20 protein-coding genes and 1 pseudogene are annotated in these 25,991 nt (G+C 72.1%); 11 read left to right on the top strand and 10 right to left on the bottom strand.

What is annotated here, in order from left to right; all coding sequences use genetic code 11:
• Positions 1-83: 83 nt before the first annotated feature.
• Both QFZ58_RS05985 and QFZ58_RS05980 read right to left on the bottom strand, forming a co-directional pair.
• On the bottom strand, positions 84-1,730 hold the full coding sequence (locus QFZ58_RS05985) for an ABC-F family ATP-binding cassette domain-containing protein (protein ID WP_307123853.1): 1,647 nt from the start codon (positions 1,728-1,730) through the stop codon (positions 84-86).
• A 223-nt stretch (positions 1,731-1,953) separates the two neighbouring features.
• Positions 1,954-2,370: an SsgA family sporulation/cell division regulator gene (locus tag QFZ58_RS05980; protein ID WP_307123852.1), complete on the bottom strand. Its 417-nt coding sequence runs from the start codon at positions 2,368-2,370 to the stop codon at positions 1,954-1,956.
• Positions 2,371-2,550: 180 nt separating this feature from the next.
• On the opposite strand from QFZ58_RS05980, the gene QFZ58_RS05975 reads away from it, so the two are divergent.
• On the top strand, positions 2,551-3,669 hold the full coding sequence (locus QFZ58_RS05975; protein WP_307123851.1) for an oxidoreductase: 1,119 nt from the start codon (positions 2,551-2,553) through the stop codon (positions 3,667-3,669).
• A 5-nt stretch (positions 3,670-3,674) separates the two neighbouring features.
• Here QFZ58_RS05975 and QFZ58_RS05970 read toward each other — a convergent pair whose 3' ends face one another.
• On the bottom strand, positions 3,675-3,974 hold the full coding sequence (locus QFZ58_RS05970) for a YciI family protein (protein ID WP_307123850.1): 300 nt from the start codon (positions 3,972-3,974) through the stop codon (positions 3,675-3,677).
• A 40-nt stretch (positions 3,975-4,014) separates the two neighbouring features.
• On the opposite strand from QFZ58_RS05970, the gene QFZ58_RS05965 reads away from it, so the two are divergent.
• Complete coding sequence (locus QFZ58_RS05965) at positions 4,015-4,692, top strand: endonuclease V (protein ID WP_307123849.1); 678 nt, start codon at positions 4,015-4,017, stop codon at positions 4,690-4,692.
• Between the two features lie 111 nt (positions 4,693-4,803).
• A complete protein-coding gene (gene mmpA, locus QFZ58_RS05960) occupies positions 4,804-4,950 on the top strand; it encodes a morphogenic membrane protein MmpA (RefSeq protein WP_307123848.1) in 147 nt (48 codons plus the stop codon).
• A 74-nt stretch (positions 4,951-5,024) separates the two neighbouring features.
• Here the strand turns inward: mmpA and QFZ58_RS05955 are convergent, their stop codons facing one another.
• A complete protein-coding gene (locus QFZ58_RS05955) occupies positions 5,025-6,215 on the bottom strand; it encodes a trans-acting enoyl reductase family protein (protein ID WP_307123847.1) in 1,191 nt (396 codons plus the stop codon).
• A gap of 205 nt (positions 6,216-6,420) precedes the next feature.
• On the opposite strand from QFZ58_RS05955, the gene QFZ58_RS05950 reads away from it, so the two are divergent.
• The 4 genes from QFZ58_RS05950 to QFZ58_RS05935 all read left to right on the top strand — a co-directional run bounded on the left by QFZ58_RS05950 (position 6,421) and on the right by QFZ58_RS05935 (position 12,264).
• On the top strand, positions 6,421-7,557 hold the full coding sequence (locus QFZ58_RS05950; RefSeq protein ID WP_307123846.1) for a CaiB/BaiF CoA-transferase family protein: 1,137 nt from the start codon (positions 6,421-6,423) through the stop codon (positions 7,555-7,557).
• Positions 7,558-7,653: 96 nt separating this feature from the next.
• Entirely contained in the window at positions 7,654-8,796 is a 1,143-nt protein-coding gene (locus tag QFZ58_RS05945; RefSeq protein WP_307123845.1) for an acyl-CoA dehydrogenase family protein, read from the top strand.
• A gap of 40 nt (positions 8,797-8,836) precedes the next feature.
• Positions 8,837-10,051: an acetyl-CoA C-acetyltransferase gene (locus tag QFZ58_RS05940; protein ID WP_307123844.1), complete on the top strand. Its 1,215-nt coding sequence runs from the start codon at positions 8,837-8,839 to the stop codon at positions 10,049-10,051.
• Positions 10,052-10,089: 38 nt separating this feature from the next.
• The gene (locus tag QFZ58_RS05935) at positions 10,090-12,264 is read left to right on the top strand and encodes a 3-hydroxyacyl-CoA dehydrogenase NAD-binding domain-containing protein (RefSeq protein ID WP_307123843.1); all 2,175 of its coding nucleotides are present in this window, start codon (positions 10,090-10,092) and stop codon (positions 12,262-12,264) included.
• Positions 12,265-12,297: 33 nt separating this feature from the next.
• Here QFZ58_RS05935 and QFZ58_RS05930 read toward each other — a convergent pair whose 3' ends face one another.
• On the bottom strand, positions 12,298-13,029 hold the full coding sequence (locus QFZ58_RS05930) for a MerR family transcriptional regulator (RefSeq protein WP_307123842.1): 732 nt from the start codon (positions 13,027-13,029) through the stop codon (positions 12,298-12,300).
• 343 nt (positions 13,030-13,372) lie between these two features.
• On the opposite strand from QFZ58_RS05930, the gene QFZ58_RS05925 reads away from it, so the two are divergent.
• Entirely contained in the window at positions 13,373-14,281 is a 909-nt protein-coding gene (locus tag QFZ58_RS05925) for an oxygenase MpaB family protein (RefSeq protein ID WP_307123841.1), read from the top strand.
• Here QFZ58_RS05925 and QFZ58_RS05920 read toward each other — a convergent pair.
• Entirely contained in the window at positions 14,244-15,296 is a 1,053-nt protein-coding gene (locus tag QFZ58_RS05920; RefSeq protein ID WP_307123840.1) for a LacI family DNA-binding transcriptional regulator, read from the bottom strand. The two genes, QFZ58_RS05925 and QFZ58_RS05920, sit on opposite strands and share 38 nt — an antisense overlap.
• 379 nt (positions 15,297-15,675) lie before the next feature.
• Between QFZ58_RS05920 and QFZ58_RS05915 the strand changes: the two genes are divergently transcribed.
• Entirely contained in the window at positions 15,676-17,025 is a 1,350-nt protein-coding gene (locus QFZ58_RS05915; protein ID WP_307123839.1) for a M14 family metallocarboxypeptidase, read from the top strand.
• Between the two features lie 74 nt (positions 17,026-17,099).
• Positions 17,100-18,839: a BCCT family transporter gene (locus tag QFZ58_RS05910; RefSeq protein WP_307123838.1), complete on the top strand. Its 1,740-nt coding sequence runs from the start codon at positions 17,100-17,102 to the stop codon at positions 18,837-18,839.
• A gap of 190 nt (positions 18,840-19,029) precedes the next feature.
• Here the strand turns inward: QFZ58_RS05910 and QFZ58_RS05905 are convergent, their stop codons facing one another.
• Complete coding sequence (locus tag QFZ58_RS05905) at positions 19,030-19,962, bottom strand: FAD-dependent oxidoreductase (protein WP_307123837.1); 933 nt, start codon at positions 19,960-19,962, stop codon at positions 19,030-19,032.
• Between the two features lie 104 nt (positions 19,963-20,066).
• On the opposite strand from QFZ58_RS05905, the gene QFZ58_RS05900 reads away from it, so the two are divergent.
• A complete protein-coding gene (locus QFZ58_RS05900; protein WP_307123836.1) occupies positions 20,067-21,707 on the top strand; it encodes an ABC-F family ATP-binding cassette domain-containing protein in 1,641 nt (546 codons plus the stop codon).
• Between the two features lie 111 nt (positions 21,708-21,818).
• On the opposite strand, the gene QFZ58_RS34430 is transcribed toward QFZ58_RS05900, so the two are convergent.
• The 3 genes and pseudogenes from QFZ58_RS34430 to QFZ58_RS05890 form a co-directional block, all read right to left on the bottom strand.
• Entirely contained in the window at positions 21,819-22,616 is a 798-nt protein-coding gene (locus QFZ58_RS34430; protein WP_373428650.1) for a pectate lyase, read from the bottom strand.
• A pseudogene (locus QFZ58_RS34425) lies at positions 22,590-23,132 on the bottom strand (RICIN domain-containing protein); the annotation flags it as partial. The pseudogene QFZ58_RS34425 and the gene QFZ58_RS34430, both read right to left, overlap by 27 nt.
• Positions 23,133-23,421: 289 nt before the next feature.
• A complete protein-coding gene (locus QFZ58_RS05890; protein ID WP_307123834.1) occupies positions 23,422-25,875 on the bottom strand; it encodes a Tex family protein in 2,454 nt (817 codons plus the stop codon).
• Between the last annotated feature and the right edge of the window lie 116 nt (positions 25,876-25,991).

The following is a 25,991-nucleotide window of genomic DNA, read 5'->3' as shown; positions in this document are numbered from 1 at the left end:
AGGGCATCGCCAAGCCGGACCCTCGCAGGGCCCGTGCAACCGTCGTCCTTCGTGCAGGTCACGGGTGCCCGCGATGCAGGAAGTCACACGTCCTGGGCCCGGATTCGCGGCGATTCGCCGGGAGTGGCGTCATGGATTCCGCCGGCGTCCAGCACCAGCCACCGGGTGATTCCCAGCGACTCGAGGAAGGGCATGTCGTGGCTCGCCACGATCAGCGCCCCCTCGTACGCCTCCAGTGCCTCCGTGAGACGGTGCACGCCGGAGAGATCCAGGCTGTTCGTCGGCTCGTCCAGCATAAGCAGCCGCGGAGCCGGCTCGGCGAGCAGCAGCGCGGCCAGCGTGGCCCGGAAGCGCTCCCCGCCCGAGAGCGTCCCGGCAGGGCGGTCCGCGTGCGCCCCCTTGAACAGGAAATGGGCCAGCCTGGCCCGGATCCGGTTGTCCGTGACCCCCGGCGCGAAGCGGGCCACGTTCTCCACCAGGGACGAGCCGTCGTCCAGGACGTCGAGGCGCTGCGGCAGGAATCCCACCGGCACGTGCACGTCCGCCTCGCCGGAGACCGGGGCCAGCTCGCCGGCGATCGTGCGCAGCAGCGTCGTCTTCCCGGCGCCGTTACGGCCGGTCAGCGCGATCCGTTCCGGGCCCCGCAGGTCCCACTCGCCCCGCAGCCGTGGCCCGTGAGCCGGCCGGAGGTCGCGCAGGGTCAGGACGCCGCTGCCCGGATGCACCCGGGTGTGCGGCAGTTCGATCCGGATCTCGTCGTCGTCCCGCACCGCGTCGACGGCCTCGTCGAGCCGCTGCTCGGCGTCCGCCAGGCGTGCGGTGTGCATGATGCGGTGCTTCCCGGCCGACTCCTGCGCGGTCTGCTTCCGCTGGCCCATGACGGCCTTCGGCTCGCGCTTGGTGTCCCACATCTTCTGTCCGTACCGCTTGCGGCGGGCCAGTTTGACGTGGGCGTCGGCCAGCTCGCGCTTCTGGCGCCGTACGTCCGCCTCCGCGACACGCACCATCCGCCCGGCGGCCTCCTGTTCCACGGCGAGCGCCTCCTCGTACGCCGAGAGGCTGCCCCCGTACCAGGTCACGGCACCTTCCCTGAGGTCGGCGATCCGGTCGACCCGCTCCAGCAGTTCCCGGTCGTGGCTGACGACGACCAGCACGCCCGGCCAGGCGTCGACGGCGTCGTACAGCCGCCGGCGGGCGTACAGGTCGAGATCGTTGGTCGGCTCGTCCAGCAGCAGGACCGCAGGGCGGGCCAGCAGGAGCGCGGCCAGCCGCAGCAGCACGCACTCGCCGCCCGACATCTCGCCGACGGTCCGGTCGAGACCGACACCGGACAGGCCCAGCCGGTCCAGCGTCACGCGGGCACGCTCGTCCACGTCCCAGTCGTCACCGACCGTGGCGAAGTGCTCCTCCCGGACGTCGCCGGCTTCGATGGCGCCGAGCGCTTCCCGCTTCCGGGCGATGCCCAGTGCCTCGTCCACCCGCAGTGAGGTGTCCAGGGCGAGGTTCTGCGGAAGGTGGCCGACGTCGCCGGCCGTGGAGATCCGGCCGCCGGTCGGGGCGAGTTCGCCGGCGATCAGCCGCAACAGGGTGGACTTGCCGCAGCCGTTGAGCCCGATGAGACCGGTCCGTCCGGGGCCCACGGCGAGCTGGAGGCCGTGGAAGACCTCGCTCCCGTCGGGCCAGGAGAACGAGAGGGAGGAACAGGTGATGTGGGTCGTGGGTGCAGGCACAAGGGACTCCCGGCTGCGTCGGAATGACACGGAGGACGGCTCGGACACTGGGTGGCACCGTTGGCGCGCACGTGATGGCCATGTGACGGCACGGCGTGCGGCGCGGGTACGGACACCTCAGATGTGGAGCAACGTCCTTCTCCGATACGACGACAGCAGGGACACCGCTCACGCTACGAGCGGGCCCCGTGGCTGCGCAACGGGATTTTCCGGGGCCACCCGGTCAGGAGGCGTCGCCCAGCAACTCGCCCAGACCGCGGTCCAGGTCCAGGAAGCGGTGCTCGTCCCCCGCCGGCACCAGCTCCTGCGCCCGCTTCAGGAAGCGGCGCAGCTCCGCCGTGCGGACGTGCACCATGGCGATGCCCTCGAGGGCGTGGAACTCCAGGACCGTACGGTCGTACCCGAACGGCCGCACCCGGACGTCGCCGAGACCCGCGGGCGCGTCGATCCCCGTCGTCAGGAGCTCGCGGGAGAACTCCCAGGACACCTCGGCGCCTTCGAGGGTCGCCGGTGCCGGGAAAGCCATGCGGACCGCGAAAGGGTCCCTGAGGTCGTAGTGCAAGGTGGCGGGCAGGGTTTCCATCCGCGGAGCGGATGCGACCATGCGGGCCTGCACGGACTGCTCGATGACGCTGGACAAGACCTGCTCCCTCTCGCCTCGTAAGAACGGTTCCCGGCACTGGAGTAGACGACGGAACGCCTCGATCCGTGCACCGGCCGGCGGCGTGAGCTGCGTCACCGCCCGGTCCACCCGTCACCTGCCCCGTTTCGCCCGACGCACCCTGGACGGCCGTCGGCCCGTCGGCTAGCTTCCAGCGCCATGAAGGCGATGGGGAAGACGAGACGACTGATGTCCCTGGGGCTGTGCGGCGCCGCGGTGACCGCCGTGCTGGCCGCGCCGTCGGTGCAAGCGGTGCCGTCCGCGCTCTCCGCGCGGACGGTCGGGGACGCGGCGGGGGCGCAGCAGAGAGGGCCCGGATGGGCGCTCGCCGACACGGGCACGGACGCGCGCTTCCGCGGCCTCGCCGCCGTCAGCCGCAGTGCCGCCTGGGTGGCCGGGTCCCGGGGAACGGTGCTGCGGACGGGCGACGGGGGCCGGCACTGGCGCGACGTGTCCCCGGACGGTGCGGCGGAGCTCGAATTCCGTGACATCGAGGCCTTCGACGAGCGCCGCGCGGTGGCCCTGGCCATCGGCGAGGGCGAGGCGTCCCGGGTCTTTCGCACCGACGACGGCGGGGCCACCTGGACCGAGTCCTTCCGCAACACCGACGCGCGGGCCTTCTACGACTGCCTGACCTTCTTCGACAGCCGCCACGGGCTCGCGATGAGCGACCCCGTGGACGGACGGTTCCGCATCCTGTCGACCGCGGACGGCGGCCGGAACTGGCGGGTGCTGCCCGATGCCGGCATGCCCGCCGCCCGGCCCGGCGAGGCGGGATTCGCGGCGAGCGGCCAGTGCCTCGTCAGCTCCGGCGGCAAGGACGTATGGCTGGCCACGGGCGGCGCGGCCACCGCACGGGTGCTGCACTCCGGCGACCGCGGCCTGACCTGGACCGAGGCCGCGGTCACGATCCCCGCGGGGGATCCGGCGCGCGGTGTCTTCGGCCTCGCCTTCCGCGACCGTACGCACGGCATCGCGGTCGGCGGCGACTACCGGGCGGACCAGGCGTCACCGGAGGCCGCGGCCGTGACGGGCGACGGGGGCCGCAGCTGGCGCCGCGCCTCCGTGCCGCCCGTCGCCTACCGCTCCGGAGCGGCCTGGCTGCCGCACAGCAGGTCGTCGGCCGTGGCGGTCGGCCCGACCGGGACGGATCTCACCCGCGACGGCGGGCGCACCTGGCGCACCGTGGACACGGGCTCCTACGACTCCGTGGACTGCGCCCCGCGGGGAGGTTGCTGGGCCTCCGGCGAGAAGGGGCGCGTCGCGCGGATGCGGTGACGCGGCTATCCGGGCAGCTCCTGCCGGTACGGCGCGAGAGCCTGCGACGTCTTCGTCGCGTAGAACTCCGTGATCCGGTAGGAGCACACGCCGTGGACGGCGAAGGGGTCGCCCGCCGCGACCGCCTCGATCCGTGCGCGGTCGTCCCCGGCGGCCAGGATCACACCGCCGTCACGCGGTTCCTTGCGCCCGGAGGCGATGAACACCCCGGCCTCGTACTGGGTGTCCAGCCAGGCCACGTGGTCCGGGAGGAGCGCGTCGACGCGTTCGACCGGTGCGGTGTAGGTCAGTTCGAGGATGAACATGATCACCAGGCTACGGGACGGCCGTAGGATGGGCGGCACCATGACGACTTTCCGGACGCCCGCCGACGAGACCGAAGCGCGCGCCGTCCAGGACGCGTTGCGCACCCGCGTGGTGCTCGACGAGTCAGGGCCGCCGCCCGGCACGGGCCGGGTGACCGGGGTCGACGTGGCCTACGACGACGAGCGCGACGTCGTCGTCGCGGCGGCCGTCGTCCTGGACTCGGCGACCCTCGACGTGGTCGCCGAGTCCACCGCGCGGGGCCGGGTCACCTTTCCCTACGTCCCCGGGTTGCTGGCCTTCCGGGAGATCCCGACGGTGCTCGCCGCGCTGGAGGCCCTGACCGTCGACCCGGGCCTGGTCGTCTGCGACGGCTACGGACGGGCGCACCCGCGCAGGTTCGGGCTGGCCAGTCACCTCGGTGTCCTCACCGGCCTGCCGGTCATCGGCGTCGCGAAGAACCCCTTCACCTTCCGTTACGAGGAACCGGGGCCCGCGCGCGGGGACTTCTCCCCGCTCCTGGACGGGGACGAGGAGGTGGGCCGGGCACTGCGCACGCAGGACGCCACCAAACCCGTGTTCGTCTCCGTCGGCCACCGCACCGGGCTGGACAACGCCTGCGCCCACACCCTGGCGCTGGCCCGCGAGTTCCGTCAGCCGGAGACCACCCGCAGGGCCGACGCACTGTGCCGGGCCGCGCTGCGGGAAGCGGTCGCCTGACCGGGTCCCGCGCGCCGGGCGGCCGGCCGCTCTCGGGCACGCGCCGGATTGTTGCCGTCTGAGTACATGAACGGATGTTGGTTGTCGAACTTCAGGGGCAGGCTGGTACACATGATCGACCAGCACGCACCTCGAATGAGCGCCGGAACCGTACGACTCTCCCAGCGTGGCGTCGCCGTGGGCGTAACCCTCGGCGTGGTCGCGGGAGCGGCCTGGACCGTCTCCATGATGGTCACCCTCGCCTCCTGGATGCTCTGACCGCCCGGTACGACGCACCCCGGGGCCGGACCCGGCCTCCCGGCACCGACGTACCGGGGGCCGAGGGGACCGGCTCAGCGCACTGCCGCGACCCGGAAGCCCAGCCCGGCCGCCCGCAGCCGGCCCAGCAGCGCGTCGCCCATCGCCGCGGCGGTCGTCACCTGGCCCGACGTGGCCGGCAGCTCGTCCAGCGCGAGGGCGAGCGCCGACTCGGCGAGCATCTTCGCCGTCTCGTCGTAGCCGGGGTCGCCGCCGGACACCTCGGTGTAGACCCGCCGCCCGCCGCCCTCCCCGACGAAGCGGACCGTGAACCAGCTGCGCCTCCTGCGCTGCGCGTCGGGGCCGGACCCCGGCTCGTAGCGGCTCGTCAGCCAGTCGCGCACGGCGGGGACCTGGGCTGCCCCGGCCAGCGCCCCCAAGGCCGCCGTACCACCGAGGGCCACCGGCAGGTGCTTCACCGAGGCGAAGTGCCGGTAGCGGAAATCGGGGCCGTAGCGCTCCAGCGCGCGTGCCGAACGTTCCACGATCCGCGGGTCCAGGGTCGGCAGGGGCAGCGCCCAGGTACCCGTCCGCCTGCTGAAGTGGGGTGAGCCCTGCGGGACCCGGACCCGGCGGCCGACGAGACGGGGCTCGTGCAGCCGGCGTTCCCTCGCGGCCCGCAGCGTCTGCGGGCCGCGGGCCATCGCGGTGAGCGCGGAGGCGAACGTACCGCCCGAGAAGACGGCGTTGCTGCGGACGAACCCGTCCACGGTGAGCGGCACGTCCTGCGGGAGCTGCTGGACGGTGAAGAGGACGCCGAGGTCGTGCGGCACGGAGTCGAAGCCGCAGGCGTGCACGAGGCGGGCCCCCGTCTCCCGGGCGCGCGCGTCGTGGGCCAGGTACATCCGGTCGACGAACTCCGCCTCGCCGGTGAGGTCGGCGTAGTCGGTGCCCGCCTCCGCGCAGGCGGCGACGAGCTTCTCGCCGTACCAGACGTACGGACCGACCGTCGAGGCCACCACGTGGGCGGACTCGGCGAGCTCGCGCAGCGCGCCGGGGTCGCCCGCGTCCGCCGTCAGCAGCGGCAGGTCCGCGCAGCGCGGGTCGATCGTGGTGAGGTGCCCGCGCAGCTGCTCCAGCTTGCTCCGGCTGCGGCCCGCCAGGGCCCAGCGGCAGCCGTCCGGTGCGTGCTCGGCCAGGTAGGCGGCGGTGAGCTTCCCCACAAAGCCGGTGGCACCGAAAAGGACGACGTCGTAAGGGCGTTCCGCCCCGTTCTGCCTGTTCACGAGTGCCTCCGAGGGAAGTGGCGCCGATGTGGCACGCAGAGGGTAGCGGAGCGGTTCGTGGCGTCGTACGCGCGGGCGGGCTCCGGTGCGAGAGGATCCGGGGGAAGGGCTAAGCGCTTGCTCGGCCAAAAGGGTTGTGCGGAGCGTGGTGCGTTCTTAGCATCGTCGGTGTTACATCATTTGTGTCATACCTTTTGGGGGCTCGGTGGCAACGACAGGGCAGGGCCCGCTGGCCGGGGTGCGCGTCGTCGAACTGGCGGGCATCGGCCCCGGGCCGTTCGCCGCGATGCTCCTCGCGGATCTCGGTGCGGACGTGGTGCGCGTCGACCGTCCGGGCGGCGCCCCGCTCGGCATCGATCCCGCCCGCGACCTCACCAACCGCAACAAGCGATCGGTCCTCGTCGACCTCAAGGCCGAGGACGGCGTCCGGCAGGTGCTGGACCTCGTCGAACGCGCCGACGTCCTGATCGAGGGCAACCGCCCCGGTGTCGCCGAACGTCTCGGCGTGGGCCCGGACGTCTGTCTGGACCTCAATCCGCGCCTCGTCTACGGGCGGATGACCGGTTGGGGCCAGGAAGGGCCACTGGCCCCGCGGGCGGGCCACGACATCTCGTACATCGCCCTCACCGGCACGCTCTCCATGATCGGCAAGGCCGACGAGCCGCCCACCGTCCCTGCCAATCTGGTCGGCGACTACGCGGGCGGCTCCCTCTACCTCGTCGTCGGCGTGCTCGCCGCCCTGCAGCACGCCCGTACGCCCGGTGGCGCCGGCCAGGTGGTGGACGCGGCCATCGTCGACGGCGCCGCCCACCTCGCGACGATGATCCACGGCATGATGGCGGCCGGCGCCTGGCAGGACCGGCGCGGCTCCAACCTCCTGGACGGCGGTTGCCCCTTCTACGGCACCTACGAGACCTCCGACGGCCGGTACATGGCGGTCGGAGCGCTCGAGGAGCCCTTCTACGAGGAGTTCGCCGCGCTGCTCGGCATCCGGGACCGCGCCCCGGACCGCAACGACCCCGGTCGCTGGGAGGAGCTGCGCACCGTCGTCGCCGAGCGGTTCGCGGAACGTACCCGCGCCGAGTGGACCGAGGTCTTCGAAGGGACGGACGCCTGTGTGGCGCCCGTCCTCTCGCTCCGCGAGGCGCCGCACCACCCGCACCTCGCCGCCCGTGCCACCTACGTGGAGCACGGCGGCCTCACCCAGCCGGCCCCCGCGCCCAGATTCTCGGCCACCCCGGTCTCCGTACGCACCGGCCCCGCCCTGCCCGGGGCGGACGCCGAGTCCGTCGCCGCGGACTGGGGCGTGCCGGGCCTGTGGAGGAAGGGGGCCACCGGCTGATGGAACCCACCTCGCCACCGCCCCGCGCGGCGGGCCGCGGCCGTGCCGTGCGCAGCGCCGGCTCCACCGTCCGGATCCGACCCCAGGAGGCCTGAAGTGCAGCGGCAGATCTTCACCGAGGAACACGACGCGTTCCGCGAGACCGTCCGTACCTTCCTGGCCAAGGAGGTCCTCCCGCACTACGAGCAGTGGGAGCAGGACGGCATCGTCTCGCGCGGGGCCTGGCTCGCGGCCGGACAGCAGGGGCTGCTCGGCCTCGCCGTGCCCGAGGAGTACGGCGGCGGAGGCAACGACGACTTCCGATACAGCGCAGTCCTGGCCGAGGAGTTCACCCGGGCCGGCGCCTCCGGGCTCGCGCTCGGTCTGCACAACGACATCATCGGCCCCTACCTCACGGGCCTGGGCACCGAGGAGCAGAAGCGGCGCTGGCTGCCCGGCTTCTGCAGCGGGAGGACGATCACGGCCATCGCCATGACCGAGCCCGGCGCGGGCTCGGACCTCCAGGGCATCCGCACCACCGCCGAGGACAAGGGCGACCACTGGCTCCTCAACGGCTCGAAGACCTTCATCTCCAACGGCATCCTCGCCGACCTGGTGATCGTCGTCGCGAGGACCGCACCGCAGGGCGGTGCGAAGGGTCTGTCACTGCTGGTCGTCGAGCGCGGCGCCGAGGGTTTCGAGCGGGGCCGCAACCTCGACAAGATCGGCCAGAAGTCACAGGACACCGCCGAGCTGTTCTTCGACGACGTACGGGTGCCCAAGGAGAACCTCCTGGGGGAGCGCGACGGCGCCTTCGTCCACCTCATGACCAACCTGGCCCAGGAACGGATCGGCATAGCGGTCGCGGGCATCGCCGCCGCCGAGCACCTCCTGGAGATCACCACCCGGTACGTCAAGGAGCGCGAAGCCTTCGGCCGCCCGCTCTCCGCGCTCCAGCACATCCGGTTCGAGATCGCCGAGATGGCAACCGAATGTGCCGTCACCCGAACCTTCCTCGACCGGTGCATCGTTGATCACTCGGACGGCACACTCGACGCCGTGCACGCCTCGATGGCCAAGTGGTGGGCCACCGAACTGCAGAAGCGCGTCGCGGACCGCTGTCTCCAACTGCACGGCGGATACGGATACATGACGGAGTACCGGGTTGCCAAAGCCTTCACCGACGGCCGTATCCAGACCATCTACGGCGGCACGACCGAGATCATGAAAGAGATCATCGGCCGCTCGCTGCTCGCCTGACCTCCCTGTTGCGCCGCCCCCACCCCGAAAGGCAGTTGTCTTGAGTACCGAAGCGTTCCTCTACGACGCGATCCGCACCCCGCGCGGCCGTGGCAAGGCCGACGGAGCCCTGCACGGCACCAAGCCGATCGACCTCGTCGTCGGCCTCATCCACGAGATCCGGGCCCGCTTCCCGGATCTCGACCCGGCCGCCATCGACGACATCGTCCTCGGCGTGGTCAGCCCGCTCGGCGACCAGGGTTCCGACATCGCCCGTATCGCCGCCGTCGCGGCCGGACTCCCGGACTCCGTCGCCGGCGTGCAGGAGAACCGCTTCTGTGCCTCCGGCCTGGAAGCCGTCAACCTGGCCGCCGCGAAGGTCCGTTCCGGCTGGGAGGACCTCGTCCTGGCCGGCGGCGTCGAGTCGATGTCCCGCGTTCCGATGGGCTCCGACGGCGGCGCCTGGGCCATGGACCCGATGACCAGCTTCGAGACCGGCTTCGCCCCGCAGGGCATCGGCGCCGACCTCATCGCCACCGTCGAGGGCTTCTCACGCCGGGACGTCGACGAGTACGCCGCCCTGTCCCAGGAGCGTGCCGCGACGGCGTGGAAGGAGGAGCGCTTCGCCCGCTCCGTCGTCCCCGTCAGGGACCGCAACGGCCTCCTCGTCCTCGACCGCGACGAGCACATGCGGCCCGGCACCACCGCCGACTCCCTGGCCTCCCTCAAGCCGTCGTTCGCCACGATCGGCGAGATGGGCGGCTTCGACGCCGTGGCCCTGCAGAAGTACCATTGGGTCGAGAAGATCGACCACGTCCACCACGCGGGCAACTCCTCGGGCATCGTGGACGGCGCCGCCCTCGTCGCGATCGGCTCCGAGGAAGTGGGCGAACGCTACGGCCTCACCCCGCGCGCCCGGATCGTGTCCGCCGCCGTCTCGGGCTCCGAGCCGACCATCATGCTCACCGGCCCGGCGCCCGCGACCCGCAAAGCGCTGGCCAAGGCGGGACTCACCATCGACGACATCGACCTCGTGGAGATCAACGAGGCGTTCGCTGGAGTGGTCCTGCGCTTCGTGAGGGACATGGGCCTCTCCCTCGACAAGGTCAACGTCAACGGCGGCGCCATCGCGCTCGGACACCCCCTCGGGGCGACCGGCGCCATGATCCTCGGCACGCTCGTCGACGAACTGGAGCGCCGGGACCTGCGTTACGGCCTCGCCACCCTCTGCGTCGGCGGCGGCATGGGCGTCGCCACCGTCATCGAGCGTCTCTGACCGTCCCCGGCCACCCCTGCTTACGGAGAAGACAAGCAATGACCGAGAGCACGACCATCCGCTGGGAACAGGACGAGACCGGCGTCGTCACCCTCGTACTCGACGACCCCGACCAGTCCGCGAACACGATGAACCAGGCCTTCAAGGACTCCATCGCAGCCGTCGCCGACCGCGCCGAGGCCGAGAAGGACTCCATCCGCGGCATCATCTACACCTCCGCCAAGAAGACGTTCTTCGCGGGCGGCGACCTCAAGGACATGATCAAGGTCGGCCCGGAGAACGCCCGGACCGCCTTCGACGCCGGCATGGCCATCAAGAACGCGCTGCGCCGCATCGAGACCCTCGGCAAGCCCGTCGTCGCCGCCATCAACGGTGCCGCGCTCGGCGGCGGCTACGAGATCGCGCTCGCAGCCCACCACCGCGTCGCCCTGGACGCCCCCGGCTCCCGGATCGGCCTGCCCGAGGTCACCCTCGGTCTGCTGCCCGCAGGCGGCGGCGTCACCCGGACCGTACGCCTGATGGGCATCACCGACGCGCTGCTCAAGGTCCTCCTCCAGGGCACCCAGTACACCCCGCGGCGGGCACTGGAGAACGGCCTGATCCACGAGGTCGCCGCCACGGCGCAGGACATGCTCGCCAAGGCCCGCGCGTTCATCGACGCGAACCCCGAGTCGCAGCAGCCCTGGGACGTCAAGGGGTACCGCATCCCCGGAGGGACCCCGGCCAACCCGAAGTTCGCGGCCAACCTGCCCGCCTTCCCGGCCAACCTGAAGAAGCAGCTCGCCGGCGCCCCCATGCCCGCGCCCCGCAACATCCTGGCCGCCGCCGTCGAGGGAGCGCAGGTCGACTTCCAGACCGCCCTGACCATCGAGGCCCGCTACTTCACCGAACTGGTCACCGGCCAGGTCGCGAAGAACATGATCCAGGCGTTCTTCTTCGACCTCCAGGCCGTGAACTCCGGTGCCAGCCGCCCCCAGGGGATCGAGGAGCGCCAGGTACGCAAGGTCGCCGTCCTCGGGGCCGGGATGATGGGGGCGGGCATCGCGTACTCCTGTGCCCGCGCCGGCATCGACGTCGTCCTCAAGGACGTCTCCACCGAGGCCGCCGCCAAGGGCAAGGCGTACAGCGAGAAGCTGCTGGCCAAGGCGCTCTCCCGGGGCCGCACGACCGAGGCGGAGCGCGACGGGCTGCTGGCCCGCATCACCCCGACCGGCGACCCGGCCGACCTCGCGGGCTGCGACGCGGTGATCGAGGCCGTATTCGAGGACACCGCGCTCAAGCACAAGGTCTTCGAGGAGATCCAGAGCATCGTGGAGCCCGACGCGCTCCTCTGCTCCAACACCTCGACGCTGCCCATCACCGTGCTCGCCGAGGGCGTGGAGCGGCCGGACGACTTCATCGGGCTGCACTTCTTCTCGCCCGTCGACAAGATGCCGCTCGTCGAGATCATCAAGGGTGAACGCACCGGCGACGAGGCTCTGGCGCGCGCCTTCGACCTGGTACGGCGGATCAAGAAGACCCCGATCGTCGTCAACGACTCGCGCGGCTTCTTCACCTCACGTGTCATCGGGCACTTCATCAACGAGGGCGTCGCGATGGTCGGTGAGGGCGTCGAGCCCGCGTCGGTCGAGCAGGCGGCGGCGCAGGCCGGCTACCCGGCCAAGGTGCTCTCCCTCATGGACGAACTGACCCTCACCCTGCCGCGCAAGATCCGCAACGAGACCCGGCGCGCCGTCGAGGAGGCGGGCGGCACCTGGGTCACGCACCCGGCGGACGAGGTCATCGACCGCATGGTCGACGAGTTCCGGCGGCCCGGGCGCAGCGGGGGAGCGGGCTTCTACGAGTACGGCGAGGACGGCAGCCGGGGCGCGCTCTGGCCGGGTCTGCGGGAGCACTTCACCCGGCGACGGGACACGGACGTCCCCTTCGAGGACATGAAGGAGCGGATGCTCTTCTCGGAGGCACTGGACAGTGTCCGCTGCCTGGAGGAGAACGTCCTCATGACGGTCGCCGACGCCAACATCGGCTCCGTCATGGGCATCGGCTTCCCCGCCTGGACCGGCGGCGTGCTCCAGTACATCAACGGGTACGAGGGCGGGCTGCCCGGCTTCGTCGCACGCGCCCGGCAGCTCGCGGAGCGCTACGGCGACCGCTTCCTGCCGTCCCCGCTCCTGCTGGAGAAGGCGGAGAAGGGCGAGACCTTCCACGACTGACCGGGGCGTCCCTGCGGGCCGTGGCCACGCGGTTCACTCCGCGGTGAACGCGGCCCGCAGTTCCTCCTTCAGCGACCGCTGGAAGGCCGTCACCAGCGCCTGGAGCACCATCGGCTGCATATGGGCCGACAGCGACTTCATCGCCTTCACGTGCTCCGGGTCCGCCTCCCGCTCCCGGTAGGGATTCCACACCTCGTCGCGGAACAACCGGGTCAGTTCGTGCGCGGCCGACCGGGTGTGCTCCAGCAGGACCGTCCGCGCCGCCAGGATCGTCTCGTGCGCGATCGGCACGTCCAGGAGCTCCACCCCGAGCCGCAGCAGCCCCACATCCACCCGGTAGGTGACCTCGGCGGCCTCCGCGCGCTGCAGCACGCCCATGGCCGCCAGCCGGTCCACGTCCGGCCCGGTGAGCGCCCGCCCGGCGCGCCGTTCCAGCTCCGCCTGCCCCATGGCCTCGGAGGAGTCCGGCGCCCAGGACGCCACGAGGGCGCGGTGGATCGCCAGGTCGTGCGCGCTCAGATCGGGCGGCAGCTGCTCCAGATACCGCTCGATCGCGGCGAGCGTCATGCCCTGGCGCTGCAGCTCCTCGATCAGCGCGAGACGAGAAAGATGGTCCGGCCCGTAGCGCCCGACGCGGCGCGGCCCGATCACCGGCGGGGGCAGCAGCCCGCGGGTGCTGTAGAAGCGCACCGTGCGCACGGTCACCCCGGCGCGCGCCGCCAGCTCGTCGACGGTGAGCGTCGGTTCCTCGGCCCCGGTGGCCATGTCTGCTGCTCCTTGTCGTCGGACGGGCATCGACAGGTGCAACAGTATTGCTGTCTCACCACTTCGGTGTAAGTGCTCGTCGTCGGTGGGCGACCGTGCGGCGGGGGCGCGCGGTCCCGGATCGGGCCGCCGGTCGACAACGGCCCGCGCACCGGGGCACACCGGCGGCCGTGTACGACGTCGACCGACGCGGAGCATCCGGACGGCCACCCGCGGCCCGCCCCGGGGCATGCCCGCGACCTGCAGCGGAGCCGCCCGCCCGGCGTAGCGGCTCCCCCCGCATACTGGATCGCAGGGGGCCGGGCACCGAGCCGTGTCGCCCGCCTGCCGTGGGGAGCACCGCATGAACGACGCAGCAGTCAGGGGCGACGCCCCAGCCCCGCCCCCGCCGGGCGGCGTCCTGTGGAGCCTCGCCGGCGACATCCGGGGACTGCTGATGCTGCCCGCCGCCCTCACGCTCCAGGTCGCCCACCCGGCGGTCGGCGCCGGCGTCGACGAGCACTCGGTCTTCCGCACGGACCCGTGGGGCCGCGGCGAACGCTCCCTGCGCTCGCTCCAGCTCTGGGTGTACGGGGGAGAGGGTGCCGCCGAGGAGGGGCGCAGGCTGCGGAAGTTGCACCGCACCATCCAGGGCACCGACACCCGCGGCCGCCGCTACCACGCCCTCACGCCGGAGAACTACGCCTGGGTCCACGCCACCGGCTTCCCCGTGTACCAGCACGCGGCGCGCTATCTGGTCCGCCCGCTCACCGGGGAGCAGGAGCGCGCCCTGTACCGCGAGTGGCTCCAGGTCGGCCGGATCCTCGGCATCCACGACCGGGACATGCCGCAGACGATCGAGGAGTTCTGGCCGTACTACCGCAAGATGCTGGCCGAGGAGATCGAGGCGACCGCCGTCGTACGGGAGCTGGTCGCCACCGACGCCGCGGTACCCCCGCTCGACCGGGGCCCGGCGGCCGTACGGCTGCTCCTGCGGAGTGTGTGGCCGGCGCTGCTCCCGCAGCTGGCCCGGTTCCGCAGCTTCGTCACCGTCGGGCTGATGCCACCGGACGCCCGAGAGGCCATAGGCCTCACCTGGAGCCCGGTGCAGGAGCGCAGGCTCCGCCGGCTGTGCACCGTGATCCGGCTGGTGGTGCCGGTGCTCCCGGACCGGCTGCGCTATCTGCCGCTCGCCCGGTCGGCGCGGGCCGCGTGGCGGGCGGAGCGGGCGGGCCTCAGGCCGAGGCGCGGCGGATCAGCTCGGTCGGCGTGATTACGGACTCGGGCCACTCGCCGCTGTCGCTGTTGAGCCGCTCCATCAGCAGCCGGACCATCAGGCGGCCCATCCCCTCCACGTCCTGACGGACCGTCGTCAGGGGCGGATCCGTGGTCTCCGCCACCGAACCCATGTCGTCGAAGCCCACCAGTGCCACCTCGTCCGGCACCGGGATCCCCCGCTCGCGGAGCACCCGCAGGGCGCCGGAGGCCATCAGGTCGTTGGACGCGAAGACGGCATCCACGTCCGGGCGCGACTCCAGCAGACGCGTCATGGCCAGGGCGCCACCCTCCACGGTGAAGTCGCCGTCCACGACCAGTGCCGGATCGGCGTCGGGCAGCACGTCGCGGTAGCCGTCGATCCGGTCGAGAGCCGACGTCTGGTCCCGCGGCCCGGCGATGTGCCCGATCCGCCGCCGGCCGAGCGAGACCAGGTGGCGGACGGCCTCCCGGGCGCCGCCCCGGTTGTCGCAGTCGACGTACGGCACCGTCGGGCCGGCCTCCGCTCCCGCGGCCGGAAGCTCCGGGCGGCCTCCGTAGACCGTCGGGACCCTGAACCGCCGGATGATCGCGGAAAGTTCGTCGTCGGTGTGGAGCGAGAACGCCAGCACCCCGTCCACATGCCCACCGGCCAGATAGCGGGTGACCCGGTCGAAGTCGCCACTGCCCTCCACGAGCAGGAGCACCAGTTGCGCGTCGTGCGCGTTCAGTTCGCGGCTGATCCCGCGGATCTGGCGTGAGAAGAACGGGTCGGAGAAGATCCGGAACTCGGGCTCGTCGATGATCACGGCGACCGCGCCGTTGCGCCGTGTGACCAGCGTCCGCGCCGCGTGGTTGGGGATGTAGCCGAGTTCGTCGACCGCCCTGCGCACCTGGTCCACCAGCGGTTGCCGTACGCCCGCACCACCGTTGACGACACGCGACGCCGTCGCCCGGGAGACACCGGCGCGGGCCGCCACGGCCTCCAGGGTGGGCCGGACGTCACGCTGCGGATCGGGGGTGGGGTCTGGCAAGGGAGACGCTCCTCGTACGCGCGCGTCCCGGCCGCGAGCGGCCGGAGCTGGCGGGATTCAGCACGAACGCCGCAAGCCTAACGGCCTCCCTCGCCCGCGACGGCCCCACGATCGCGCCCCCGACCGCACCCGACGGCACCCACGACCGCGGGCCTGACGGAGTCCACGAGGGAGCGGGTACCCGACGCCGCGCAGCCCCGCTCGCGGTGTCGTCCTCCCCGTCGCGGGAGAGGCGGCCCGACCGCACGGGCCGTGCGGCCGGGCCGGTGATCAACCCCTGTCGCTCGGCGGCCGTCCGGTGTACCGTCCGCTCACACTCACGCACGCACAGGCACCACCGGGTCCTTCGCCCCGCCGTTTTCCGGGAGGCAGTCGCCGCATGATCCCCCAGCCGTCACGGGTGGTCGCACGTCCCGCCCGCACCCCGCGGCTCGCCCCTCCGCGCCGCCGCACGGTCTCCCGCGACCTGACCGTGGGCCTTGCGGCGGCCCTGCTCGCCGTGCCGTACGCGACGGTGCGGGCCGAGGCGGCGCTCCCGGTGCCCCGCACCGGCTTCGAGCGCACCGGGGGCGCGCGGTGGACCGGGGAGACGGAGGAGGGGTCGTTCCTCGCCGCGGTCGACCGGTCGAGCGGCCGCGTCCGCGTGGAGGGGATCGGTACGACCGGACAGGGACGGCCCCTGCGGCTCGTCGACCTCGGCGTGTCCGGCCCGGCCGCCGTCACGGTCCTGCTGGTCTGCGGCCAGCACGGCGACGAACCGGCCGGCCGCGAGGCGTGCCTGTCGGCCGTCCGCGACCTCGCCCGCGCCGGGGACCGGACGACCCGAGGCCTGCTGTCCCGCACGCGTGTCCTGGTGATCCCCACGGCCAACCCGGACGGCCGGGCGGCGGGCACGCGGGGCAATGCCGACGGCGTCGACATCAACCGGGACCACATCGCGCTGCGCACGGCGGAGGCCCGGGCCGTGGCGAGGGTGATCCGGGACCGGCGGCCCGACGTGATCGTGGACCTGCACGAATACCGTGCCACCCCGCCGTTCTACGACGAGGACCTCTTCGTCCTGTGGCCCCGCAACAGCAACACCGCGCCCGGGGTGCGCGACGCCGCGCGGAGTCTGGCCGACGACTACGTGAGGCCCGCGGCGGCAGCGGCCGGGTACACCAGCGGTCACTACGGCATCCGGACCGACCCCGTCACCCAGGAACCGGTCGGGCAGACGGCGGGGGACGGCCAGGAGCGCATCCTGCGTAACGCCGCGGGCGTCAAGCACGCGCTGGGACTGCTCGTCGAGTCCCGGGCGGATCCGCTCGGCGAGGCCGAGCGGTCCGACCACGCGCTCAACAAGCGGCGCAGGGTCCGTTCCCACCGGGCCGCCCTGGACGGTCTGCTCTCCTTCGTCGGGGAGCGCCGCGGTCTCGTCGCCGCCGCGACCGGGGCCGCCCGCCACGCGGCGGCCGGCGACCCGGGGCCGGTGTACCTGGGCGGCGCCGACAACGATCCTGCCCGGCCGGGTCAGATCCTCCGGGACCCGCCCTGCGGATACCGGCTCGACGCGCAGCAGTACGCGGACGTCGGGGACGAACTCGCGCTGCACGGCGTCGCTTCCCACCGCGACGGTGACGGAGCGTACGTGCCGATGCGGCAGCCGGCCCGGGCACTGATTCCGTTGCTTCTGGACGAACGGGCCGCATATCACCTCACAAACGGGCAAGCCGATAGAGCTTGTTGATCCCGTGTGAGGCGCGTCGTTTGTGGTACTGCCTACGGGGAGCGAAATTTCGCACTGCGTGAAAGGTGCCATTTGTGTCACAAGACGAGCAGGGATCGGGCGGGCAGGGGGAGCCGCTGGCGGTCACGGCCGACCTACCCGCCGAGCCGCACCACGGTCGGCGGCCCTCCACCGACCGCGTGGTCTTCGGCGTCACGGCGGTGCTCACCGTCGCCTTCGTGGTATGGGGGTCCACGGCCACCGACTCACTGGAGGACGTGTCCAACAGTATGCTCAAGGGCCTCATCCACAACGGTGGTTGGGCCTTCATGCTGGCGGCCTCGGGCTTCGTGGTCTTCGCCCTCTGGCTCGCGATCAGCCGGTACGGGAAGATTTCGCTCGGCCAGGAGGGTGAAGAGCCGGAGTTCCGGACCATCTCCTGGGTCGCCATGATGTTCAGCGCCGGCATGGGAATCGGCCTGATGTTCTACGGTGTGAGTGAGCCGTTGGCCCACTTCGTCAATCCGCCCCCCGGCACGCACCCCGCCGACGCCGCCGAGGCGATGCAGACGGCGATGGCGACCACACTCTTCCACTGGACTCTGCATCCCTGGGCGATCTACGCCGTCGTCGGGCTCGCCATCGCGTACAGCACCTACCGCAAACGCCGGCGGCAGACCATCAGTGCCGTGTTCGAGCCGCTGATCGGGGAACGGCACGCACACGGCGGCGGGGGCCGGATCATCGACATCCTCGCCATCTTCGCGACCCTCTTCGGCTCCGCGACCTCCCTGGGCCTGGGCGCACTCCAGGTGGGCAGCGGGTTCCAGGAGCTGAACTGGATGGAGAAGACGAGCACCGGCCTGCTGATCGTGATCATCGGCGTCCTGACGGCCGCCTTCGTCTTCTCCGCGGTCACGGGCGTGGAGAAGGGCATCCAGTGGCTGTCCAACATCAACATGGTGCTCGCGCTCGTCCTGGCCGTCTTCGTGTTCATCGCCGGGCCCACGATCATCGTGCTCGACCTGCTGCCCACGTCGATCGCCTCGTACTTCGGCGAACTGCCGCAGCTCGCCGGGCGCACCGAGGCGACCGGTGAGGGCGAGGTCGCCGACTGGCTCGCCAGCTGGACCGTCTTCTACTGGGCCTGGTGGATCTCGTGGACGCCCTTCGTCGGCATGTTCATCGCGAGGATCAGTCGCGGCCGGACCATCCGTCAGTTCGTCGGCGGGGTCATGCTGGTGCCCAGCGCGGTCAGCCTGGTCTGGTTCGCGATCTTCGGTGGTTCCGCGATCCGCCTGCAGGAGGCCGGCCGGCTCGGCGGCGTCGGAAGCACCCCGGAGGCCCAGCTCTTCGGCATGCTCCGCGAGTTCCCGATCGCCACGGTGATGAGCGTTCTCGTCATGCTGCTGGTCAGCATCTTCTTCGTCTCCGGTGCCGACGCGGCCTCGATCGTCATGGGCACCCTCTCCCAGAAGGGTGTGCTGGAGCCCGCCACCTGGGTCGTCATCTTCTGGGGCGTCGTCACCGGTGCGGTCGCGGCCGTCATGCTGCTCATCGGCAACGGGCAGGGCGACGCACTGGCAGGCCTGCAGAACCTGACCATCCTGGTGGCCGCCCCGTTCACCCTCGTGATGATCGGCATGTGCGTCGCGCTGATGAGGGACCTGCGGCGTGACCCGATGATCGTCCGCAGGGAGTTCGGTGTGGAAGCCGTCGAGAGCGCGGTCATCCAGGGGCACGCCAAGTACGACGGGGACTTCGAGATCCGGATCGGCCCCGGGCCCGCGGAGGTCACCTCCGACGAGCGGCACAAGCACGACCCGCCCGCCTGACCCGGCGTCCGCCATGCGGCCCGGCACCCCTGCCGCCTCCCGCCCGGCGCCGTCCGTCCGGACCGGGGCACGGCGTGGTTCGACCCGGCCAGGCCCCGGCGTCGTGCCTCCGGTCCGTGGCCGCGGTGCCGCGCGCCTGGGCCAGGGCCGTGGCCGAGATGTCACGCCTCCGGACCGTGGGGCCGGCGGTTCAGCCCACCAGCTGGGCCGCAGCCCGTGCGCAGCCCCTGGCCACCGTCACCCCGGCGCCCCCGTGCCCGTAGTTGTGCACCAGCAGGCCCCCGCCCGGCAGTACCTCCGCCTCGATCCGCACGCCCGCGTCCCGGGCGGGCCGCAGCCCGACCCGGTGGCCGATGACCCGCGCCCCGGCGATCTCCGGCCGCACCCGCGCGCACCGCGCCACGATCTCGTCGGCCGTGCGCGGATCGGGCTCCGTACGCGCGTCGTCCGTCTCGGCGGTCCCGCCCAGGACCAGCCCGCCCGGCTGCGGGAAGAGGTACGTCGTCGCGCTCGACGCCGGATCCGCCAGGGTGAACCACTCCTCGATGCCCGGGTTCTCCACCACCACCAGCTGACCCCGCACCGGCCGCACCCCGGGATCCGGCACCAGCTCCCGCGCGCCGAGCCCCGCGCAGTTGACGACCACGGGGGCCTCGGCCGCGGCCTCCTCGAAGCCACGCACCGTACGCCGCTCGACCGCACCACCGGCTGCGGCCAGCCGGTCCTCCAACCAGCCGAGGTGGACGGGCATGTCGATCAGCGGCAGCGTCACCCGCAGCCCCTCTTCCACCTCGGACACGCGGCCGAGGCGGCGCGCCCAGGCCCCGAGCGCGGACAGCCGCTCACCACCGTGCACCCCGGCGACCATGCGGACGCCGGTCTCCCCGGGCGCGGCGGCCAGCTCCTCGTACACCTCGAGCGTCTCCAGCGACCAGTCACCGACGAGAGCCGCGGGCTCGATCCGGTACGGCCACCACAGGGCCCCCGCCACCGCCGACGTGGTGGCCGAGGCCGCGTCCCGCGACCAGACCCGCACCCGGTGGCCGCGCTCCGCCAGCAGCAGCGCCGTCGTCAGCCCGCTGACTCCGCCACCCACCACGATCACGTCCGTCACCGCGCTCACCCCTCCCCGGGCCGTCCCCGGGTGCCCGAGGCCGCAGCGGCCATGGTCGCACCCACCGTCCGGCGGGAACACGGCCGCTCCGGTTCGTTAGGATCGGCACCCTGATGACTGCCACTCTCGTCGCCAAGGAACTCGCCGCCGGGCACGGTGACCGCACCCTCTTCGCCGGACTCGACCTCGTCGTCGCGCCCGGCGACGTGATCGGTCTCGTCGGAGCCAACGGCGCCGGTAAATCCTCGCTGCTCCGCCTGCTCGCCGGTCTCGACCGGCCGGAGGAGGGCGAGCTCCGGCTCTCCCCACCCACCGCCACCGTCGGGCACCTCCCGCAGGAGCCCGAGCGCCGGGTGGGTGAATCCGTGCGGGAGTTCCTCGCCCGCCGCACCGGCGTCGCCGAGGCCCAGGCCGCGATGGACGCCGCGACCCAGGCCCTGGTCGACGGGGCGCCCGGCGCCGACGACGCGTACTCCGACACCTTGGAGCGCTGGCTGTCCCTCGGCGGCGCCGACCTCGACGAGCGGGCGGAGGAGGTCGCCGCCGACCTCGGCCTCACCGTCGGCCTCGACCTCCCGATGACCGCGCTCTCCGGGGGCCAGGCGGCCCGCGCCGGTCTGGCCTCGCTGCTGCTGTCGCGCTACGACGTCTTCCTCCTCGACGAACCCACCAACGACCTGGACCTCGACGGTCTGGAGCGGCTCGAACGCTTCGTCTCGGGGCTCCGGGCCGGCACCGTGGTCGTCAGCCACGACCGCGAGTTCCTGATGCGTACGGTCACCAAGGTCCTGGAGCTCGATCTGGCCCAGCAGCAGATCAACCTCTACGGCGGGGGCTACGCCTCCTACCTGGAGGAGCGCGAGCGGGCCCGTTCGCACGCCCGCGAGGAGTTCGACGAGTACGCCGACAAGCGTTCCGCGCTCGAGGGCCGCGCCCAGATGCAGCGGGGCTGGATGGACAAGGGCGTCAAGAACGCCCGGCGCAAGGCCACCGACAACGACAAGATCGGCCGCAAGTTCCGCAGCGAGGCCAGCGAGAAGCAGGCCGCGAAGGCCAAGCAGACGCAGCGCATGATCGAGCGCCTCGACGTCGTCGAGGAACCGCGCAAGGAGTGGGAGCTGCGGATGGAGATCGCCTCCGCCCCGCGCTCCGGATCGGTCGTCGCCACCCTCCGCGACGCAGCCGTCGCCCGCGGGGACTTCTCGTTCGGGCCGGCCACCCTGCAGATCGACTGGGCCGACCGGGTCGCCATCACCGGGGCCAACGGGTCGGGCAAGTCCACGCTCCTGGCCGCTCTCCTCGGACGTCTTCCCCTCGACGCCGGTCACGCCTCGCTCGGCTCCGGCGTCGTGGTGGGCGAGGTCGACCAGGCCCGCGAGCTGTTCCACGGCACGGAGAGCCTGCTGGACGCCTTCTGCGCGGCCGTTCCCGACACCGAACCGGCCGAGGTGCGCACCCTGCTCGCCAAATTCGGTCTTCGGGCCGAGCATGTACTGCGTCCCGCCACGACCCTCTCCCCGGGCGAACGCACCCGGGCGGGCCTCGCTCTCCTGCAGGGCAGAGGAGTCAATCTGCTGGTCCTCGACGAGCCGACGAACCATCTCGACCTGCCCGCGATCGAACAGCTGGAAGCGGCGCTCGACGCGTACACCGGGACGCTGCTGCTGGTCACGCACGACCGGCGCATGCTCGACGCCGTCCACACGACCCGCCGCGTCGAGGTCGCCGACGGCAAGGTCACCGAGACGGACTGACGCCGAAGCCACCGGGACGGACCGACGCCGATGTCCTTGGGGACGGGGCGACGCCGAGGCCCCGCCCGTCCCGACGCGCGGGAGGAGCGGGGCCGGTCCGCGGGGGATGCCTCAGTCGACGTAGCTGATGTCGGACGAGGAGTAGATGCAGTTCGTGCCGTCCGCACCGGTCCCGATCTTGCTGGGCTCGCCGCTCGTCGTGCCCTTGTACTTGGTGCAGATGTCGAGGTCGCGGTCGCCGTCACCGTAGACCGCGATGTCCGAGAACCGCGCGGTGTCACCGTAGTTGGTGTTGATGCCGACCAGGGTGTCGCCGGGGGTGGTCACCCAGATGTTCTGGAGCTGGATGTGCCGGGCGTACTGCGAGGAGCAGTTGCCGCAGGAGCGGACCAGCTTCCCGAAGTCCTGGACCTGGAAGTTCTTGACGATCAGAGTTCCGGCACCGTTGTGCTGGAACACCTTGTCCTCCGCCAGCCTGGCGCCGCCGCCGTCGACCGTACGGACCGTGGACGACGAGCTGCCGCGGAAGGTCGCGGCGTCCTCGCCCACGTCCTCCCACCAGACGTTCTTGATCGTGCACGCGCCCGAGCAGTGCACACCGTCCGCGGCCGGAGCACCGAGGACGACGTTTTGCAGAGTGGCACCGTCCGCCAGCTCGATTAGGGCCGGCTGATCCTCGTCCTGCCCGTCGCTGCCCAGATCACCGCTGCCGTAGAGGCGCTTCATGCCCCCGTCGTAGGTGCCGGAGACCTTGATGGTGGAGGACACCGCCTGGCTGCCGTTCGCCGTCGGCCATGACGGCCGGTCGGTGGGCGGGTCCGTAGGGTCGGTGGGCGGATCGGTCGGGTCGGTGGGCGGGTCCGTGGGGACCGTGCCCGACGCGGTGAAGGTCCAGTTCTTGCTCGTCACCGAGTCGCAGGAGTTCTGCTGGACCAGGGCACCGGATGCCGTCGAACCGTCCTTCACGTTCAGGCACTTGCCGCCGTTGCTGTTGACGACCCGGTACGTGGCGCCGCTGACCGCCGTCAGCGTCCAGACCTGGGTCGCGGCACCGCTGCAGTCCTGCTGCTCCACCGCCTTGCCCGCGCTGGTCGAGGCGCCCCGTATCCCGGCGCACTTGGCGCTGTGCGAGGCGGTCAGCGTGTAGCCGCCGCCCGAGGCGGTGAGCCTCCAGGTCTGGTCGGCGCCGCCGTCGCACGCGCTCTGGCTGAGCTGGACGCCGGCGGAGGTGCCGGAGCCGGGCACCTCCAGACACAGTCCGCTCGCGGCGTTCGCCAGTCTGTACGAGCCTGCGGCCGGAGCCGCCGAGGCCGTGCCGGTCGCGACCAGCGCGGTGAGGCCGGCGACGAGGAGCGATACGACGGCGGCCAGTGCGGCGGCCGCACGGCCGCCCCATCTTCTGACCTGCTGATTCTCTGTGCGCACTAGGTATTCCTTTCACCGCCTGCGGTATCCTCCGCAGGCACCTGTCGGTGGTTGGCGCGGTGGTGAGGACCATCCCCGGTTCCGGAACAACATTCCGTAGAATGAACCGAGTTCGTGTACATGAACCGCCGTGACCGTACGACACCCGCCCAGGGCGGTCAATACGGTGGTACGAACGATCAGAGACAGTCGTGGACGGGCGGTCGGGGACCCCGGGGCGTGTGCTGTCGGAGACGACGACGGGCGGGCAGGAGAAGTCTCCTGCCCGCCCGTCGTCCGGGGTCCCGGCTCAGCGCTTGCGGCCGCCCGGCTCGGAGCTTCCCAGACCGGCCCGCCGCAACGCGTCCGCCATCGCACTGTTGGCCGGCGCGGCCGCCGGGCGTGGGGCGCCGCCCTGGCCGCCGCCCCCGCGCCGGTCACGGCCCTGGCCGCCGGCCTGGCGGATCCCCTGACCGCCGCCCTGACCCTGACCCTGACCCTGGCGCTGACGCGGCGGGCGCTCGGCGCCGCCCTGACCGCTCCTCTCACGCCGTGGCCCCTGGCCGCCGCCCTGGCCGGCGGCGGCCTCGTCGTCCAGCCGCAGCGTCAGCGAGATGCGCTTGCGCGGGATGTCGACCTCCATGACCTTCACCTTCACGACGTCGCCCGGCTTCACGACGTCCCGCGGGTCCTTGACGAACGTCCGCGACATGGCCGACACGTGCACCAGGCCGTCCTGATGGACGCCGATGTCGACGAAGGCGCCGAAGGCCGCGACGTTCGTCACGACTCCCTCGAGCACCATGTCCGGAGCGAGGTCGCCGATCTTCTCGACCCCTTCCCTGAACGTGGCCGTCCGGAAGGCGGGGCGCGGGTCGCGGCCCGGCTTCTCCAGCTCCCGCAGGATGTCGGTGACCGTCGGAAGGCCGAACTTCTCGTCCACGAAGTCGTCCGGCCGCAGGGACCGCAGGACGCCTGTGTTGCCGATCAGGGAGGCGACGTCACCGCCCGTCCGCTTGACCATCGTCCGCACCACCGGGTAGGCCTCCGGGTGCACGCTCGACCCGTCCAGCGGGTCGTCGCCCTCCCGGATCCGCAGGAAGCCGGCGCACTGCTCGTAGGCCTTCGGTCCCAGGCGTGCCACGTCCTTCAGCGCCCGGCGGGAGCGGAACGGTCCATGGGCGTCCCGGTGCGCCACGATGTTCTCGGCCAGCCCCGAACCGATGCCGGAGACCCGCGAGAGCAGCGGCGCCGATGCGGTGTTGACGTCGACGCCGACACCGTTGACGCAGTCCTCGACCACGGCGTCCAGCGAGCGCGACAGCTTCACCTCGGACAGGTCGTGCTGGTACTGGCCGACGCCGATCGACTTGGGGTCGATCTTCACGAGCTCGGCCAGCGGATCCTGCAGTCGCCGCGCGATCGAGACCGCCCCGCGCAACGACACGTCCATGTCCGGGAGTTCCTGCGAGGCGAAGGCCGAGGCCGAGTACACGGAGGCGCCCGCCTCCGACACCATCACCTTGGTGAGCTTCAGCTCCGGGTGCCGGTCGCACAGCTCGCCGGCGAGCTTGTCGGTCTCACGGGAGGCCGTGCCGTTGCCGATGGCGATCAGGTCGACGTGGTGTTCCCGCGCCAGCCGCTCCAGCGTCGCCAGCGACTGGTCCCACTTGTTCGCCGGCACGTGCGGGTGGATGACGTCCGTCGCGACCACCTTGCCGGTCGCGTCCACGACGGCCACCTTCACGCCCGTGCGGAAGCCGGGGTCGAGCCCCAGCGTCGCCCGCGTCCCCGCAGGAGCGGCCAGCAGCAGATCGCGCAGGTTCGAGGCGAAGACGCGCACGGCCTCGTCCTCCGCCGCCGTACGCAGTCGCAGCCGAAGATCGATTCCGAGGTGCACGAGGATCCTGGTCCGCCAGGCCCAGCGCACCGTGTCGCCGAGCCATTTGTCACCTGGCCGTCCGCGGTCGGCGACGCCGAACCGGCGGGCGATCATGTTCTCGTACGCCGACGGCCCGGGCAGGTCGGCGTCCGCGGGGTCCTCGGGCTCCAGGACCAGATCGAGGACGTCCTCCTTCTCGCCCCGGAGCATCGCCAGGACGCGGTGGGAGGGCAGAGCGGTGAACGGCTCCGAGAAGTCGAAGTAGTCGGCGAACTTGGCGCCCGCCTCCTCCTTGCCCTCCCGGACCTTCGCGACGACCCGGCCGCGCGACCACATGCGTTCGCGCAGCTCACCGGTCAGATCGGCGTCCTCGGAGAAGCGCTCGGTCAGGATGGCGCGGGCGCCTTCCAGCGCCGCCGCCGGGTCGGCCACGCCCTTGGCCTCGTCGACGAACGAGCCCGCTGCGGTGACCGGGTCGGTGGACGGGTCGCCCAGCAACGCGTCGGCCAGTGGTTCGAGGCCGGCCTCGCGCGCGATCTGCGCCTTCGTCCGGCGTTTCGGTTTGAACGGCAGGTAGATGTCCTCGAGCCGCGCCTTGGTGTCGGCCGCCCGGATCCGCGCCTCCAGCGCCGCGTCGAGCTTGCCCTGCTCGCGTACGGACTCCAGGACCGCCGCACGGCGGTCCTCGAGCTCACGCAGGTACCGCAGCCGTTCCTCGAGCGTGCGCAACTGCGCATCGTCGAGCATCTCGGTCGCTTCCTTGCGGTAGCGCGCGATGAACGGCACGGTCGACCCACCGTCGAGCAGCTCGACGGCTGCCCTCACCTGACGCTCGCGTACGCCGAGTTCCTCGGCGATCCTGCCTTCGATGGACGTCGTCACGGTTTTCCCGACTCGCCTTCTCGTACTGGCTCTGCTGGCTGTGCCACTGGGGTGGTCCACATCTGTGGTGGTCCCCTTCGCCTGCATTGTGCCGGGTGGCCGGGGGCCGTGTCGCG

This window comes from Streptomyces sp. B1I3 (genome assembly GCF_030816615.1).
In the GTDB taxonomy this organism is placed as follows: Bacteria; Actinomycetota; Actinomycetes; order Streptomycetales; family Streptomycetaceae; genus Streptomyces.
Note: the sequence above shows the minus strand (reverse complement) of the source record. Positions and strands in the feature narration are given on the sequence as shown.